We start from the raw sequence: 18,764 nt of genomic DNA, 5'->3' as shown, positions 1-18,764 counted from the left end.
AAAGGAGAAAAATCATGAATAAAAAAGTTAAGAAAAAGATCATGACATTGGCTTTGGCTGCAATGCTGACTGCTGTATCAGTTATGCCTGCCAAAGCCGCATCTGAGGATGTTATTGATACATCCAAAACGGCATCATTAACAATTCACAAATATGATATTACAGCTGCAACGCAGGCTGGTGTCAACGTAGATGACCAGATCTCTACAGGAAAACAGAATAGTGAAGTAGAAAAGAAACTGGCTGATTATGCCATCAAAGGAGTAGAGTTTTCATACCTTCGGGTAGGAGATGTTGATACACTAAGCTCCGGCGGAAATGTGAAGCTGATCTATGAGATTCCGGAAGCATTACAGAAAATCATCGGACTCGATACTCAGAATCCGGTTCATACAAAAGATACGAAGGAGTATTTCACTTCTCAGCAGATCAATGATTCTCTGAAAACAGCATTAGAAGATAACACAGCAACAAAAGATAAGCTGGAAGCTTATACAGCAGACGCTGATAAGATGGCACTTACAGATGCTTCCGGAACAACCACTAAGAAGGACCTTGCATTGGGTCTGTACCTGATCGTTGAAACGAAAGTCCCGGAAGATGTTGTATATACAACCAATCCGTGGTTTGTGCAACTCCCAATGACAGATTATGAAGGTGAGAGCTGGTTCTATGATGTTGTATGTTACCCGAAAAACCAGACAGGTGTTCCAACACTGGATAAAAAAGTAAGAAATAATCCAGATGAAGCGAACATCACAACTGCAGAAAAAGGTACAGTTGCTGACTTCACAAAAACAAGACCGGAATATACATACTCTGATACAGTAACTGCATCTGAAGGTGAAAAACTGGATTACAAACTTGTTACAAAACTTCCACGTATTACAAGCTCAACAACTTACTTAAGCAAATACACTTTCATTGATGAGCTGAGCCAGGGTATCACCTATGGAAAAGATGCTGTAATCGCATTTTACGATTCTCTTGACAAAGCAGAATCAAATGTAGCCAACGTAGCAGACAGTGGTGCTGTTGCAGTATGGACAAAAGATTCTGGAAAGTATACACAGGACTATTCTGAGAACGACAATGGATCAGCCAAAATGACAGTTGCAATGACAGCCGATGGACTGAATGAGATCAACAAAAACTATTCAGAGAAATACATGGTTGTATATTATACAGCAGATGTGAAATCAAATAACACGGTTGTAACCGGAGATAAAGGTAACCCGAATGATGTTTCTCTGGAATGGAGAAGAACAAGCCAGGAATATTATGACGTTTTAAGAGATCAGAGTATCGTTTATACATTCGGTATTGATCTTCAGAAGAAATTCTCTGACAACAACGGAGATGCAACAAAAGTTAAATTTGTACTTCAAAACCAGAAAGACAACTACTATGTAAAAGCAACCGGATCTAACGGTGTATATTATGTAAATGGTAAATCAGCTACAGAGGCAGGAGCTACAGAGTTCAGCCCGGCTGCAGATGGAACACTTCTGATCAATGGTATCGAAGGTGACACATATGTAATGACAGAGACTCACTCTGATACAGGATACAGCCTCCTGAAAGAGCCTATGACCATTACCATTAACAGTGCAAAAGCTGATATTACAGCTACAACCGCAAATATCACAGGTATCCAGAGCAAAGCCGGAACAGAAAGTACAGCAAATGACAGCGTGGTTAAAGGTGAAGCTCTGCAGAATAAAGTTGTAGTACAGACTACAGCAGCATCTGCAACAGTAGATGGTACAAACGCAACTCTGAACGCCGACAAGACAACTACAGATTCTGAGCACGGTCTTGTTGACATGGAAGTACTGAACTCGAAAGGATTTACACTTCCAAAAACTGGCGGAGACGGACTCTATCTGATCACTATTTTAGGTGTAGTTCTTGCAGGAGCAGGAATCGCATGGAGCAGAAAGAAAAACGTTGCAAAATAATGAATAAATAATAAATCCGAAATCCTTAAAACCTAATAAATAAAAAACATGAAAAGGGAAGTGGTTCGGGAGATACCCGGACCGTCCCTTTTCCAATAAACGAAAATGTGAAACTATGAAGTTATGATAAATTCAAAAAAACCGAAAAAAATAATGCAGATGGCATTGATTCTTCTTGGTATCGGACTGGCTCTATATCCATGGATCAGTAATTATATTTACGATAAAAGCGCAAGCTCAAAGATTGGAGTGTATGAACAAAAAAGCAAACAGGTATCCGAAAAGGAATATCAGAGATTGTTCCGGGAAGCCAGACTATATAATCAGCAGCTTGCAAGAGCCAAAGTTGTACTTACCGATCCGTTCACGGATGAGATGAGCGTAAAAGCTACTGGATTACGATATGATGATATCCTGAAAATCAAAGGAACGGATATCATGGCTTATGTGGAAATTCCATGTATCCGTGTGAACCTGCCGATCTATCATGGAACGGCAGGAAAAACCCTGGAAAAAGGAATCGGACATATATCTGCATCAAGTGTTCCTGTAGGCGGGCATGATACCCATTCGGTATTAACTGGTCATACGGGCCTCAATTCATCAAGAATGTTCACAGATCTTACAGAGATGAAAAAAGGGGATCTGTTTTATATACATGTTGTAGGAAAAATCCTTGCATATAAAGTGGACGAGATTAATGTAGTTCTTCCGGAAGATACGGAAAAGCTGAACATCCTCCGGGGAGAAGACCACGTTACACTTATTACCTGTACCCCATATGGAGTAAATTCCCATCGGTTGTTAGTCCGAGGCACAAGGACGAAATATAATCCGGAAGATTATGACGCTGAAAAAAATAAAAACAGAGGTTCGCAGTGGCAGAAAGCGTACAAACGTGCATTGCTCATGGCTTTTTCGTTAATTTTAGTTGCCATCATAATTTATAAGATCATCCGGAAAATACGGAAAAAATAAGGTGTGTAAAATGAAAAGAGTAATTGGAATACTTTTTCTTTTTATCGGAATTGGATGCTTCTTCTATCCCAATATAGCAACGCATATTCAGTCAGAAAAGACGAACAATTACATAAAATACTATGAAAAATCGTTGGTGCATAAAGAAAAAGACGGAGCTTATAAAAAAGCGGTAGCTTACAATCACAGGATTTATAAAGAACATCAAAAGGGATTTAAAGATCCTTGGAGTTATGAACAGAATCCGTATCATGTACAGGGATGGAACCGGAAAGATTTTGGCTATATATCCATTCCGGAAATGGATTTGAAACTTCCGCTTTATTTGGGAGCATCGGACTCACATCTGGCGAAAGGTGCAGCCGTATTGGGACAGACATCCTTGCCGGTGGGCGGTGAGAATACAAATAGCGTGATCGCCGGTCACAGAGGATACAGCGGTATCCCATATTTCCGTGAAATAGGAAGGCTGAAAACAGGCGATAAAGTTGTGATCCGCAATCCATGGGAGAAACTTACATATCTTGTGGAACAGATACAGATCATTGATCCGAATGATATAGACAAAGTGAAGATACAGCCCGGAAGGGATATGGTGACGCTGATCACGTGTCATCCATACAGAGGGCATGGGAAATATAGATATGTCGTCTACTGTGTAAGAAGTAATACAAAAATGAAGATGAAAAAGAATGAAATGAGTGAAAAAAGTGCTTCGAGAAAAATTGAAGAGGAAAGACGATTCAGGCAGCTATGTGGTGCGGCATTGATAGTGATGTGTACTTTAGAATTTGTATCAATTTTCCGAAGACGGAAGGGAGCGAGAAAATATGAACAGTGAAAAGAAAGGTTTCTTAAGAAAATTAATTTCTGTGCTGACCACCATAGTGATCGTAATGACTTCTTTCCAGTATCAGGGATTAACGGCGCAGGCTGCCAGCCATAAGCTTTCAGCCAAAGCCTACACAAGCAGCCATATCGTTACCTATCACTGGAAAGGCAGTGCAAAATTTGGTTCTGGAAAAGGTCTCGATTATATCAAAGAAAATGCTTGCGTCCTGCTTCATTATCTGGATGGAGATCTGGGACAGTGTGTCTATGCAGAACAGGATACACCGGAAGGTGCGGCGAAAAAATTTAATGTAAAAAATGATGAACGTACAAGCTGGATGTATGAAGAAAAAGCAGGTTATGACAAATATAAATACGTGGGGCTTGCACAGGAATATCTGATCACAAAAAAGGTATCCTTAAGTGGTATTACGAACAGCAAAAAATTAATGTCATTGGATAAAAGAGACAGGAAAATGCTTGCCCAGGGATTTGCCTGGTACATGCAGCATGGCTCATACAACCGGACCAAAGGCGAAACAGTAAAGTTAATCAGCAATATCAGTGGATTTCCGGCTGCAAAACAGGTTGTCTTATATGATGAGATCTACACGGCAGCGAAAACAGCCTTAAAGAATTACAAGATCAGTCAGAAGACGTATAAATTGGTCAGTGGCGGTAACAGCCATCAGCCGATTGCGGTCTTCAAAGTCGTTGCAGATTTTGAACCGATCAAAAAAAGTGTGTCCGTGAAGGATTTTGATTCAACAACTCAAAAAGTGAATCTGAAGATTGATAAGATCGATGCTGTGAAAAGAACCGGTCTCCCAAATGCGACTTTTAAAGTAACTTGTGATGGAAAAGAAGTTGCACAGATCACAACGGGAGAGGGTGGTTCCATCGATTATACATATAGTCGGAAATTAACGACCAAAACATATACCGTCAGTAAATCCTATATTGAAAACTGGGATGATCTGGATTCGACACAAAGGAAAAAGCTGACTCAAAATGGGTATTACCAAAATAAAAGTGCAGCAATCAAAGCTGGAAGAGCAGAAATCAAAAAGAAGGTCAATGCGGAATTGAACACTCTGAAATCCAAAACACATACTTGGAAGATTGAAGAAGTTAAAGCTCCGTTTGGTCATAAAGTAAGCAATTCCATTCAGACAGCAACAGAAAAAAGTCAGAATAAGAATCTTTACTTCCAGTTCACAGATCTTCCGGAAAAGAGAACACTGACGCTCCAAAAGGACAGTGAAACTGGAGAATACGGAATAGAAGCAACTTTAGCCAATGCGGTATATGGATTATATGCAGCAGAGAAAATTTATGATACGGATAATAAAACAGTATTATATGAAACAGATGATAAGGTGACAGAACTGACTACAGATAAAGATGGACAGGCTGCCGTCAGTGAACTGAAGCCAGGAAAATACTATCTGCAGGAGATCGAAGCTCCGGAAGGATATCTGTTATCTGATAAGAAATATCCGGTTGATTTAAGTTCCACCGACCAGACCGAAGATGTAACAGATACACTGATCACTGGAAGAATTTCAATTCATAAGACCTATGGAACAGAAAAACTTCCGGAAAAATCAGCAGAATTTGCACTCTATAACAGTAATAACGAAAAAGTGGACACTCTGATTATTGATGAAAACGGAGATGCGCTGTCTAGGGAACTGCCTTACGGAAACTACCGGATCGAGCAGACAAAAGGAATGGATGGATATGCATTCCTGCCGACACAGATCATTAAGATTGATGGCTCTGAAGCCGAATATACGATCAATGCAAACGATGAACCGGAATATGCCGGTATTGCCATTTCAAAAACCATACATTGTGATGATCAGGAAACGAACAGCATATGGAATGAAGCCGAGAAGGATGCAGAATTTGAGATCCAGGATGCCTCTGGAAAAACAGTGGAAACACTAGTGACGGATGAACACGGACTTGCAGTCAGTGGTGAGCTGCAGCCTGGAACCTATACCGTTCATCAGACAAAAGGTGCTGAGAATTACGAAAAAGTTAAAGATTTTCAAGTAACGATCAAAGCCGGTGATCATAAAATTCTACAGTATGACCTCGCAGATGAAAATATCGCTACAAAAATCCGTCTGAAAAAAGTGACAGTCAAAGATGAAGAGGAAACGGAAGAGGCAGAAGCAAAGTTCATCATACTGGATCAATCATTAGCAAAAGACATTGATAAGGCAGATTTATCGACCGGAACGAAAAGAAGATTGTATGCTTTATCGTTGCCGAGAGAAGCTATCGTAGGCAGGATGACTACAGACAAAAACGGTGAAGCGTCTATGTTGTTAAATAAGCTGGATGCCGGAAAGAAGTTCATCGTATTACAGTGGGCCGGAGCTGATGGATATGCTCTAATGGATCCTTACTATTCAGAAAAAGATACACCGGTTATGGAAAATGGACATCCGACCTACACCATACAGGGAAAAGATGAATTTGAAGACTATGCTTATATCAAGATTAAAAAATCCATGGTGACTGACCGGGTAAATGATAAGGCGGTGACAGAAGCCGAAAGAGATGCAGAGTTTGAAATCATTGACATCAATGGAGATACTGTAGAAACTCTGACTACAAATGAAAGTGGTGAGGCGGTATCCGGAAAGCTGCCGTATGGAACGTATATGATCCATCAGATTTCTGGCAATGATACACACGAACTGGCGGAAGATCAGGAGGTCACACTTTCAAAATCCAATAAAAAAGAACCGGTTACAGTATCTTTTGAGAATGAAGAAAAGCCGGTAGAGGTCATTCTCACGAAACGTTCTTCAGAAACACAGATCTTACTTAGCAATGCATCGTATGATATTTATAACGAAAAAGGCGAAAAAGTTGCAAGTATCACAACCGGAGAAGAAAAAGAGGGAGTCGCAAGCTGCAAACTTCCTTATGGAAAATATTACTTAAAGGAAACGGTATCACCGGATGGATATAAATGCAGCAAAGAAAAGACTTTTGAAGTAAATTTTGAGACAGCAGAAAAAGGCACTTTATCATTAACGGATATGGATGAACCGGTATATGGAAAGATTGCGCTTACTAAGACTGGGGATGTACTGACCGGATTTTCCATGGATAACTTCCAGTATTCCACCGGAGAAGTAGAAGAAGCTGTCTATGGATTATATGCCGAAGAAGATATATTGGCAGATGATGGTTCTCTTTTATGGGAAGCAGATGAACAGATCACAAAAAAAGCAACAAATAAGAAAGGAATTGCACAGTTCACAAGGACGCTAAAGGATGGCACAGAAACAGATGGATTTCCGCAGGGGAAATATTATATCAAAGAGCTGGAAGCCCCATATGGATATCAACTGGATGATTCTATATATGAGATTGTGATTACATGGGATACAAAAGCCAATGATTATAATGAGATCACAAAGCCAAACCCGGACACAGATACGGAAGATCCGAAACCGATCACCTATCCGGAAGCTAATTCAGGAAAATATATACTGGAAAGTGGAGGAAAATTTCACAATGATATGGGAGCTAATATGAAAACGGTAGTATTTTCCAACGAAAAAGCACCAGATGGAATAGATGTGAAAGACGTTTCCTCTTTGAAAGATGGAAGTGTAGTTATGTGGTCGGTTGGTGCAGAGTGTATTGTATCGACACAGAATGAGGAACAGGACGTTATATTGAATACTGATAGTAGTTCTATGTTCCTTGGCAGACTTACTATTGAAAATATTTATTTTGATGCGGCAGATACATCCGGACTTATAAATGCCACAGGTATGTTTCAGGCATGTACAAACCTTACAGAATTAGATCTTACAAATTTTGATACCAGAAGCCTTAAATATGTCAAAAATATGTTCCGGGGCTGTACAAAACTGACTACGATCTATGCCAATACGGAGATCGTTAAATCTGATCCGACAACACCGCAACCGGTAGAAGTCAAGGTTGAACCAAAGTATGAATTTGTGGTGGGAACAAAGTACGAGGCCGATGATTTTACATTTAAGTTGGTATATGATGATGGATCTGAAAAAGAAGTAGCTGTAACGGATAAAGAGGTAGAAATCGATCCGGATACGGCATCTCCAGTTGGGGAGCAGCAGGTTGGATTTACATTCAAAAGTGGGGAATGCTCTAAATTCGGATCAGCAGAAACAACCGTAAAAGTAGTGGATGCCCCGGATGCGGACAAAAGTCAGCCGGAAGACGTGGAAGTAAACTTGGATGTGGAAGATACGCTGATCACACATACGATCCGGATTGCCAAAGAAGATGAAAGCGGTAATCCGGTAGCAGGGGCTACATTTGGATTATATGCGGCAAAAGATGTCATAGCTAAAAACGGAAACGTTCTCTTTAGAGTAAATGAACTGATCGCAATGGCTAAATCTGAACTGACCAGCGAAGGGGATGCGGCGGTAGTGACGTTCTCAAACCTTCCGTCAGACCTGAATGCTTCCGGATCGGGAAGGATGTATTATGTCAGGGAAATACAGGCTGCACCGGGATATGCGATTGGAGAAATGTCTGGAAAAACACTGGGATATAGCGGATCGGTAGAGAGCTACAATGGAGAAGTTGCCGGTGTGATCCATGATTATGAAAAATCCGGAATCATAGCGGATATTGCATACAAGAATGAATATAGTGCTGTTACCAATAAAAAACTGACAAAGGTTGTGCTCCAGAAGATCTGGGATGATGAGAATAACGTTGGCAACAGACCAAAGAGCATTACGATTAGAGCTACTAATGGATCTCAGACGAAAGACTATACCTTAACTGCCGAGAATAACTGGATGATTGAGACGGATATTCCGGTTGAAGAAATGTCCGATTGGAAGTTTGATGAAATAGTGCCTGATGATTATTTGAAAGTTACAGATGATACAGATACGGAAACAGGAGTTTATTCTGTCACTAACAGACCAAAGAAGTTATATAAAAATTTCGTAGTCCAGAAAATCTGGGATGATGGGGAGGATCAGGATGGCATCCGACCGGAGAGTGTGAAGGTGAATCTGTACCGGAATGGGAAGTATTTTGACAGCACAGAATTAAATGAAAGCAATAATTGGAAAGATGATGCAACATTTAGACATTTGGATGCTGAAGATCCGAAGGGAATAGAATATACCTATGAGATCAAAGAGGAGTCTACAGATCTGATCAATGGTAATTCTAAGACCGGATATGAAATTTCTTATGCAGAGGAAGACCAGACAGATACAGATAGAACAGCATATACGAACGTAGCAATCACCAATATGCATGTTCCGGGAAAATCCAAGATTGTGATCCATAAGAAGGTTGATGGAGATGTAAACTGGAATCTGGGTAATCCGGAGTTCACTTTCCTGATCACAGGAACAACCCTGCAGGGGGATGATGTAAAGCTTCGTAAGAAGATCACATTCAATAAAGATGAAATAGAACAACTGTTATCAGAATCGAAAGATGGGAAAGTGACAAAGGATCTGATTTTTGATGATCTGGATCCGGGTACGTACACTGTTACAGAAGAGGACGATAATCCTTATTATGAACTGGAAAAGATTGAGAGTACAGATACAGGCATCTCCATTGATAAGAATAAAATCACGTATCAGTTAGGACGTAAGGATGGCTCGCTTGCCGGACGTACCAAGGATGGAGAAGTGACGTTTTACAATAAGGAACGGAGCGGATCGGTTGAGATCAACAAAAAGGATGATTCCGGAAAAGCATTGGAAAGTGTAGGCTTCGCCTTATATGATCAGGACCATAACCTGATCCAAAGCGGAAAGACAGATACGGATGGAAAGCTAAAATTTACTGGGCTGCCAATCGGAAGTTACTGGCTGGAGGAAACAAATACAGTTTCTGGAAAGAACAAACTTTCAAAAGCGTTGAAGATCACTGTCCCATTGCAGATGACACAGGATGAAGTGGATGCAAAAAAAGCAGATACAAGCAAGGGTATCAAGATCGGTGGAGAGTATTATTTCTATCAATTGACATACGACATTACGAACAGTGCGATCCTGAACATACCAAAAGCCGGAGCATTAGAACAGTATCCATGGTTATTACCGGCTATGATTTGTATAGCACTGGGACTGGTTGGAATGAGAAACAGGAAAAGAAAAGGAAGTGAACAAGATGAAAAAGAGCAAGAAAAATAGAATTTTACAATGCACAACGGTCATTCTTCTCTTTTTATTAATCTTTGGACAGGCTCTTAAGCTTCATGCTGCGGAGTCTGTGTACAAAAGCGGATACATGTATTTCAAGTTGTCCGGTGGAGATAAAAACTCAACAATCCAGATCCATGTATGGAAAACGGCAAATTTTACACACGATGATATGAAAAACAAGGCAATGCTTTGGAATGTGGAAATCTCAGATGCAACCAATAACCATAGTGTCAAGCTGTTGAAAAGCCAAGTAACAACAACGAAAGATAATGAAGGGGATTATTATATCCTTCCAATTCCTATTTCTTATGTGGTACCGGCAAACCATGAAGTAAACGGACAGACACTAACAACTGAGCTAGATGAAAGTGAAGGAAGATGTGGACTTTATGTGAGCCAGAGTGGATCAAAATATTACAGTGCAGCATGTGTCGATAACGATACAACAAAAAGCCAGTATCTGATGGTGAATACAGCCCAGGTAGGTCTGCGAACTGTTGATGGATACAGATATAATTATACGACAGGTTCAAGAGCGATCGTTACATTAACTTTAAAACGTCCGAAGTACAAGGTAACATTCAATGCCGGAACCGGTACAAGCTGGGGAAGTACGACAACCAAAACAGCAACTGTGGCAAGAGGAAACACGGCATCCATAACAGCACCGACAAAAACCGGGTATACATTTGCCGGATGGGATAAAACACTGACAAATGTAAAATCCAGCTTCACAACAAACGCGAAATGGACAGCCAATAATTATCCGTGTAATTTCTATGCAAACGGTGGAATAGGAACCATGGATGGACAGGATATTGCTTATGATTCCACTGCAACATTGAAAAAGAATACGTTTCAGAGAACCGGGTATATATTTGCCGGATGGAGTACAGAAAAACGTGGTAAGGTAATTTATAAAGATGAGGATTCTATAAAGATGACCAGTACATCCGGTATTGACCTGTATGCAGTCTGGAAGAAAAAAGGGCTTATATCTGATTTCTCGGATGTAGAAGAAGATGAAGGTATGTTTTATGGTGATGAAAAACTGGAAGGTGGCAATGGTACAGCTTACGATAATCGACATACGACATCTGATTATGCACATACGGATGAGGAAGATGATCCAGGCTATTTTACTGAAAAATAAGAGTTATAAAGTCTGGGAAAAGTACAGACTTTAGAAATGAATTATGGTACTATAATAATAGTTACAAAGGAGAGTGCCTCGGTAATCCGGGGCATTTCTTATAAATGCTTATGACAAAAGGTGGTAATGAATATGCAGAAATTGAATTGGCTATTAAAAGGGGCAGGAATGGCACTATTGCTGGGAGTATTACTACTTCCTTGTAAAGTAAAAGCTGCAGATTATACGATAGAGAATGAAAGAGTTATAGATAGTATTAATGACAGGATTGAATATACATTAAATCAACATGAGTACGATTCGTGGGAAGAAGCAGCAGAAGATTTAGGGAGGATAGTTAGAAATTTTGGCGCTAAAAGAGCGCATCAATTGGAGAATATCAAAATTCCTATAGTAATAAATGCTAAAGAACGCATTCCTGAGATTGATGAAGCTTATGCAAAAAAATTTAAGAAAAAAGTTGGCGATACTATTTTTCAGGAAGAAACAGGTAATCCGGATTTAGGGCATACCTTGCAAGTAGAGGCATCTCCGTTATATGGTCTAGAAGTTAAATATGAGGATGGAAAATATACAGGTGTTTATACAGGAGGATTAGATTATCAAACCCCACTGGAAGTATATAAAAATTTTCAAGAAGGAACAACGGAAGTCTTAAACAGTCTTAATCTGGACGGAAAATCAGACTATGAGAAATGTTTGCTAATTGAAGAGTGGGTTGGTAAGCATATCACTTATAAAGAGAATTACGGTAATACAGAGCGATATTGTCCGGCAGTATTCGCCTATTTTTCAAAGACAGGTGTTTGTGCACATTATGCGGACCTGTTTTATTACATGGCAAATAAAGCAGGGCTGCTGGCATTGGAAGATAGTGGAACTTTGGGCTATTCCGGACATGCGTGGAACTTAGTTAAGATTGATGGAATGTATTATTATACGGATCCAACAAATTTTCAAAATTTTACGTTTGTAAATGGAACCGCAAAGGCAGAGTTCTTATATGGATCAGATGATTTTAGCTTTCATCGATCTTATAAATCGTCCAATGAATATAAGGACAGATACCCGATTGCATCTGAAATGTACAGTAAAGATCATTCTTCCTGTAATGGAAAACATGAGTTTACTATAAGAGGAGTACAAGGTGGATGTTATCCAGGCACTGTCTATAAGTGTAAGAATTGCTTTTATGAATATTGTGTATATACCGGAGAGGAAGATCATGAATATGTCGATGGAGATGAGATTATTACCCAAAAAGCCGATTGCACACATGAAGAAATCACGACATATCGATGCCATTATTGCAGAAATGCAGACTATACAAAAGTAACCGGATTGGCACTTGGTCATGATTATCAGAAGGAAGAAGTAGAGCCGACCTGTACAAAAGACGGATATATTAAATATACATGCAGCCGGTGTAATGATACCTATACAGAGCCGGGAAAAGAAAAGTTAGGACATGATTATAAGGAAACTGTTCTTAAAGAAACTACTTGCTTAGTAAATGGTAAAGTACAGTATACGTGTAGCCGGTGTAATGACACTTATACAAATATAATCCAAAAATACGGACACGATTATAAGGAAACGTCAGTAATTCCGGCAACTTGTAAAACCGGAACCATCCATATCTTAACCTGCACAAGATGTGGTGGAACATCAAGAAGGATTGATGATGATAAAAAAAGTGAACATGATTGGATCACAACAAAAGAGCAGAAGACAACTTGTACAGAAGATGGATTTGTGACTCGTAAGTGTAAAGTTTGCGGTACTACAAAGACGGAAACGACAAAAGCAACCGGTCATGCTCCGGAAGTACTCAATGCTGTAGAAGCAACCTGTACAGAAGATGGCTATACTGGAGATACCTACTGTAAAACCTGTGGAGCATTGATCAGTAAAGGAAAGACAATTGATAAGCTCGGTCATTTCTATGATGAAGGAAAAGTGATCAAGGAAGCAACGAAAGAGGAAGAGGGACTTAAGGAATATACCTGTAAGCGTTGTGGTGAAAAGAAAGAAGAGACAATCCCGAAGTACGAACATCTACATGATTCTTATGAAGAAATCGTGATCAAGAAAGCGACCTGCAAAGAACCGGGAATCATGAGATATCAGTGTACAGAGTGTGATTACTACTATGATACAGTCATTCCGGAACTCGGTCATGGAGAGCTGGAATACCGGAACCAGAAAGAAGCAACCTGTACGGAAGACGGATATACTGGAGACGGTTACTGTAAAAATTGCGGTGAGCTGTTCCTTGAGGGGGATGTAATCGAAAAACTGGGACATTCCTATGATAATGGAAAAGTGATCAAAGCAGCCACTTATACTCAGAAAGGCTTAATGGAATATACCTGTGAACGCTGCAATGAAAAGAAACAGGAAGAAATCCCGATGTTAACGTTTGATCTGAAGCTTTCTGTACAGATCAAATCCAATATCCAGGCATTATTCCAGTGGGATACAAAAGACTCCCTTTCCTATCAGGGCACACAGATCCAGCAGCTTAATGGAACGGATTATGAAACGATAGAAGAGAATGGATGGACGGTATTTGCTCCGGATGATCAGAAACAGAAGACTTTTTATAGAGCAAGAGGACACTATCAGTACAAAACGGAATCTGGATCTTATGAAGACGTTTATACAGAATGGGTAGAATTTTCATTGTTTAATGATCCGGAACCGGATAAACCAACACCAGTAAAACCAACTAAGCCGGTTGTAAAAGTAAAGAAGGTTACTATATCCGGAACATCCCATGTCTTATCTGCAGGAAAGAAAATCCAGTTAAAAGCCACTGTAACACCTGCAAATGCCAAAAGCAAAGCAGTTACATGGAAAAGCAGTAACACAAAATATGCTACAGTAAATGCGAAAGGTGTGGTTGCAACGAAAAAAGCTGGTATCGGTAAAAAAGTAGTGATCACAGCAATATCAAAAGATGGCAGTAAAAAGTATGGCACTTACAAGATCAAGACTGTAAAAGGTGTAGTTACCAAAGTAAAGGTTACCGGATCGAAAACCATTAAAAATGGTAAGTCAGCCAAATTAAAAGTTGCAGTTTCCGGAACAAAGGAATCTTACAAAGCGGTCAGATGGGTAAGCAGCAATACGAAGTATGCAACAGTCAATGCAAAAGGCGTTGTTACGGCAAAGAAAGCAGGAAAAGGCAAAACAGTGAAGATTACAGCCGTTGCAAAAGACGGCAGTAAAAAGCAGATGGCAATGAAGGTCAAGATTAAATAAGTATTGACAAAGTTAGGAGTGTATTTTATAATGTAGTTGTTAATTCAATTTCAGCATTGAATTAGATAAATTGTCACAAGCAAAAGAGCACTGCGAAAGTAGTGCTCTTTTGTTGTCTGCATGGAAATATTGTAAAAACAAATTGATTTCCGTTATACTGAAATTAATAAGGTAAGAAAATATAGTGGAAATGAGAGAGGTACAGTATGGGGGGAAAGTTTGATCATTTATCAATGCGTGATAGGATTCGGCTTGAAACATTAATTAGGGCAGGTCATACAGTTATAGAAATAGCGAATATGCTTGGGGTTCATCGTAGTACAATTTATAGAGAAATCAAAAGAGGTCGTTTTGTAGCTTTAAATACAAATTTGACAGAAGAAGAACGTTATAGTCCTGATATTGCACAGGAAAAATATGAAGAAAACTTGAAGTGTAAAGGTAGTGGATTAAAGATAGCAAATGATATAAAACTTGCCAATTACATAGAAGAAAAGATAGTTGATAAGAAATATAGTCCAGCGGCAGTATTAGGTGAGATTAAAGCGGAAAATAAAGAAAGTGAGTTTTCCGTAATGATTTGTACAACCACTTTATATAGTTATATAAATAAAGGAATATTTCTGTGCTTGACAAATAAAGATTTACCAGTGAAGAAAAATAAAAAGAGAAAAAAGAAGACTTTGAAAAGACAAGCCAGAACAGAAGCTGGAGAGAGTATAGAGAACAGACCAGAAGAAGTAGATGCCAGAGAAGTATTCGGTCATTGGGAAATGGATACGGTTAAAGGAAAAAGAGGAAAATCACGCAATAGTCTTCTCGTATTAACAGAACGGAAAACAAGAAATGAGATAGTGACCAAAATTTCTGACGGAACTACTGCGTCCGTAGTAAATGCGTTGGATATGCTTGAAAGAAAATGGGGAGAACAATTTAAAAAAGTGTTTAAGACAATTACAGTAGATAATGGATCAGAGTTTGCAGATTGCACAGGTATGGAGCGGTCTATTTTTGATGAGAAAAAACATAGAACAAAGATATATTACTGTCATCCATATAGCAGTTGGGAACGTGGAACTAATGAGGTTACAAACAAGTTAATAAGGAGACATCTACCGAAAGGTGTAAATTTTGATAATAAAACAGAGGAAGAAATAGCAAATATAGAAAATTGGATCAACACATATCCACGTAAAATACATGGATGGAGTTCAGCGGAAAAGATGTTTAAAAAAGAAATTGAAAAAATAGGATAAGCATTTGTTGAAAAATAAAAAAATGTCGCATTTAATATTGACATTTAAACAATAAGATCTGTTTAGAAAGAAATGTAGATTTTTATATGCCAGAGTGTTATAATAACATTCTGGCAATAAGTCTTGTTAGTTTAACTGATAAAATAAGCGCCTCCTAAGAGAAAGCCGAGGCATTCCCCAAAGGGAAAAAATGAAAAACAACTTTCAGTTCGAATCTATTCTGAAAAATGCTAATGGTGACAACAAAGCATTCCCCAAATTGGGGAACGTTCTAATGTTACCAAATCAAAAAAATCTGTAGATTGACAACTCGAAAAAGAGTTGATAATCTTATATATGGCCGAAGGGAAAAATCCCAGAAACCCAGTAAAATCAAGGGTTTGCGGCATGTGTCGTCATAGCTCAGCTGGATAGAGCACTCGCCTCCTAAGCGAGGGGTCGGAGGTTCAAATCCTCTTGGCGACGGGCTTCAAAGCGTTCGAAAATGTTAGCTGGATTAGCTGACAACGAACGCTTTTGTTATTTTCAAATCACGTTCGTGACACAAAATTCCATTCAAAATGATCAATTTCCAGCTAACGCAATCCGATTTTTGTTAGCTGACAGCTAATCAAAATTACCGGTTTGCAAACATGGGTTTTAAGAAGTCCAGCTAACATTTGGGTTCCGCTCCGTTGTCACCTCTTATTCGGGGATGTAAATCAGAGAAAAGGCGGGAAAAGAAACAATCTCTCCCAAACTTGCAAACATGAATTAGCTGAAACAGTATTCAATTCTATTAGCTACAGCTAATGGTCAAACAGCAATGTCTGTTTGGAACTTTACTATCTATAAAAGTTCCAGGCAGGCATTTTTTATTTCCTGAATCCTGGAGGAAAGGAGTCAAGATAGCTGATACTTTTTGTGATCGGCCTGGCAGTGAAGATGACAGTACAGACTTATGCGGTTGTCAGAGGGATCCTTGGATTTATATTCACTTTGTTGATTATAGCGACTGCATACTGTTACCATGATTGGGTACAGGTTGCATTCCTGTTTTCGCTGAGTGTAATTCTGTATCTGATCCTGTTTGCAGGAGTGTTTGTAGATACTGTACTGGACATGACAAGAGAACGTATTATTGATTTTATTATATCGTGAGGAGGATATGAAAATGAGTGAAAAGAATGATTTTATACAATTACCACCAATCAAAAAAGACACACCGTCCGAAGTGGTCTCAATGATCTGGCAATATTTGAAATTACCTGAGGAATCCAGAAAGAGAGTGACGGCAGATCTAATTGATGTGGATGAAAATTGTGAGAAGGAAGATTTTCAGATTCCAGATCTCTATGACATCGTTCCAAAAGAAGAAATCGCGGAATTTGAAGAAACTATGCGTAAAATTATAGTAGGAATTATCTCTCAGGCCAGCAGTGTTGCCACCTGGGTGTATGTACAGAAATATGTGAAGCACAAAACTCTGGATGAAATGCTGCAAGAATGGAAAGGGGTAAGCCAGTTTATTATTGTCATGGATACCTGGTTCGAAAGATTGATGGCAGAATAATAGATGCTGTGATAGAATGAAGAAAACGATTTGAAGTGCAAATCGTAATTTGTGGAGAGATTTCCTGAACTTTCCTTATTTTACAGGCTTTTCAGCCCATTAAATAGTGAAATGATATGTATTTTCCCTTATTTTTGCCCTTATGCGGAATCCGCAAGGGAAATAAGGGAAATTTTTAGTTAAGCATTGCTCGCTACTTTATCAAGAAGTCTTGCGGAATCCCGTTTTGCTTTTCTTGTTGAGTGAGCGTAAATATTCATTGTGGTACTGACATCAGAGTGTCCTAACAGTTCCTGTACATCTTTCGGTGCAGCTCCATTGGAAAGCAGATTGCTGGTATAAGTGTGACGCAACTGGTGAAAATGGAAATCTTCAAATCCTTCCAGCTTCTTTGCCACTGATCTGCATACAATGCTGAGTGTACTCGGCAGTTCCAAAGAGCCATCTGGTCGCAGGCAGACAAAGGAGATTTCTTTGTAATCTGTCGGGACTTCCTGTGTTCCGTCAAGATGATAGTATTCATAATATACCCTGTTTTTCACATGCACTTCTTTGTAGTAATTGCGGTGATATAATTCGCCATACTGCATCCGGTTTTTGAGCTGTTCTTTTCTGGCAGCTTTCAGTATTTCAGTCAGCGTATCTCCAAAATCAACAATCCTTACTTTTTTCCGTTTCGTTGGTCCGATAATATTTTTGTGTTTCATGCCGTCGTAGCGGATACTGCGTTTTATGGTCAGGCATTGTTCCTCAAGGTTAATGTCCTGCCATGTAAGACCACAGGTTTCCCCGATACGGAGCCCGGCATAATACGCAATTTGAATCGGAAGAATAGCAGGTGGATTTTTCTTTTCCAGATATTGGATAAGCCGTTCATAATCCTCATGTGAAATCGGCTGTGTACCTTCTTCCACTTCATCATCGGAAAAGAGGTCAACTTCCTCTGCCTGCTTTTTCAGCTTAATATACTGCATCGGATTGAAACTGATTAACTGTTTTGGAAATACTGCAAAACGGAATGACTGCTGTAACACTGCGGAAAAAGAATGGATATAATCTTTGCTGTATCCCTTTTTTACTTTCCCGTCTGGAAACTCACCACCGAATGTAAGCAGATCAAGAAATGCCTGTAAATGTTCGGCAGTAACTGTTTTCAGTTTGCGGTCTGCAATCGGGTGTTTTTTGGTACATCGGATTGCACCAAGATAATTTTCCACTGTACCGTTGCTGAGTGTCCCAGTTTTCAGTTCTTCTTCTGCCCACATATCCAGAAGTTCCCCTACGGTAAGATTATCTGCCTTTGCAACAAACTTCTTATCTTCGTAGTCTTCCAGTGCCTTGCGGAGAAGCTTTTCCGTCTCACTTTTACTTTCGGTTCCGGCGTATTCTTTCTGAACCATTTTACCGCTTGCATCTTCTACATAGAAACGATAGTACCATTTTTTTCCTTTTTTTCTAACAGATCCTTTTGCCATAATCGTATGTCTCCTTTCGATATCAGACAATCGGAACTGCTGAAATGCTTCTTGCGTGTAGGCATCTTATGGACAAGTCCAT

Annotated in this window: 10 protein-coding genes and 1 tRNA gene; 10 read left to right on the top strand and 1 reads right to left on the bottom strand. The window is 39.4% G+C overall.

What is annotated here, in order from left to right; all coding sequences use genetic code 11:
* Positions 1-14: 14 nt before the first annotated feature.
* The 10 genes from DW125_RS13305 to DW125_RS13250 all read left to right on the top strand — a co-directional run bounded on the left by DW125_RS13305 (position 15) and on the right by DW125_RS13250 (position 17,207).
* Positions 15-1,961: a SpaH/EbpB family LPXTG-anchored major pilin gene (locus DW125_RS13305; protein ID WP_117538442.1), complete on the top strand. Its 1,947-nt coding sequence runs from the start codon at positions 15-17 to the stop codon at positions 1,959-1,961.
* Positions 1,962-2,084: 123 nt separating this feature from the next.
* Entirely contained in the window at positions 2,085-2,939 is an 855-nt protein-coding gene (locus DW125_RS13300) for a class C sortase (RefSeq protein ID WP_117538441.1), read from the top strand.
* Between the two features lie 10 nt (positions 2,940-2,949).
* The gene (locus DW125_RS13295; protein WP_117538440.1) at positions 2,950-3,780 is read left to right on the top strand and encodes a class C sortase; all 831 of its coding nucleotides are present in this window, start codon (positions 2,950-2,952) and stop codon (positions 3,778-3,780) included.
* Positions 3,770-9,967 (top strand): SpaA isopeptide-forming pilin-related protein, encoded by a 6,198-nt coding sequence (locus DW125_RS13290; protein ID WP_117538439.1) that lies wholly within the window; start codon positions 3,770-3,772, stop codon positions 9,965-9,967. Before DW125_RS13295 ends, DW125_RS13290 begins: the two co-directional genes overlap by 11 nt.
* Positions 9,945-11,132, top strand: coding sequence for an InlB B-repeat-containing protein (locus tag DW125_RS13285; RefSeq protein ID WP_117538438.1), 1,188 nt, complete (start codon positions 9,945-9,947; stop codon positions 11,130-11,132). The genes DW125_RS13290 and DW125_RS13285 overlap by 23 nt, the downstream gene beginning before the upstream one ends.
* 132 nt (positions 11,133-11,264) lie before the next feature.
* A complete protein-coding gene (locus DW125_RS13280) occupies positions 11,265-14,399 on the top strand; it encodes an Ig-like domain-containing protein (protein ID WP_158549930.1) in 3,135 nt (1,044 codons plus the stop codon).
* Between the two features lie 206 nt (positions 14,400-14,605).
* Positions 14,606-15,655 carry an IS30 family transposase gene (locus tag DW125_RS13275; RefSeq protein WP_117538436.1) on the top strand — a complete coding sequence of 350 codons (1,050 nt, stop codon included), beginning with the start codon at positions 14,606-14,608 and terminating at the stop codon, positions 15,653-15,655.
* A 391-nt stretch (positions 15,656-16,046) separates the two neighbouring features.
* Positions 16,047-16,120, top strand: a tRNA-Arg gene (locus DW125_RS13270).
* Between the two features lie 426 nt (positions 16,121-16,546).
* Entirely contained in the window at positions 16,547-16,795 is a 249-nt protein-coding gene (locus DW125_RS13255) for a hypothetical protein (RefSeq protein WP_117538435.1), read from the top strand.
* Positions 16,796-16,808: 13 nt separating this feature from the next.
* On the top strand, positions 16,809-17,207 hold the full coding sequence (locus tag DW125_RS13250; protein WP_330411929.1) for a hypothetical protein: 399 nt from the start codon (positions 16,809-16,811) through the stop codon (positions 17,205-17,207).
* Between the two features lie 179 nt (positions 17,208-17,386).
* On the opposite strand, the gene DW125_RS13245 is transcribed toward DW125_RS13250, so the two are convergent.
* On the bottom strand, positions 17,387-18,682 hold the full coding sequence (locus DW125_RS13245) for a tyrosine-type recombinase/integrase (RefSeq protein WP_117471158.1): 1,296 nt from the start codon (positions 18,680-18,682) through the stop codon (positions 17,387-17,389).
* Positions 18,683-18,764: the final 82 nt, after the last annotated feature.

This window comes from Dorea sp. AM10-31, from assembly GCF_003435815.1.
Taxonomy (GTDB): domain Bacteria; phylum Bacillota; class Clostridia; order Lachnospirales; family Lachnospiraceae; genus Dorea_D; species Dorea_D hominis.
Note: the sequence above shows the minus strand (reverse complement) of the source record. Positions and strands in the feature narration are given on the sequence as shown.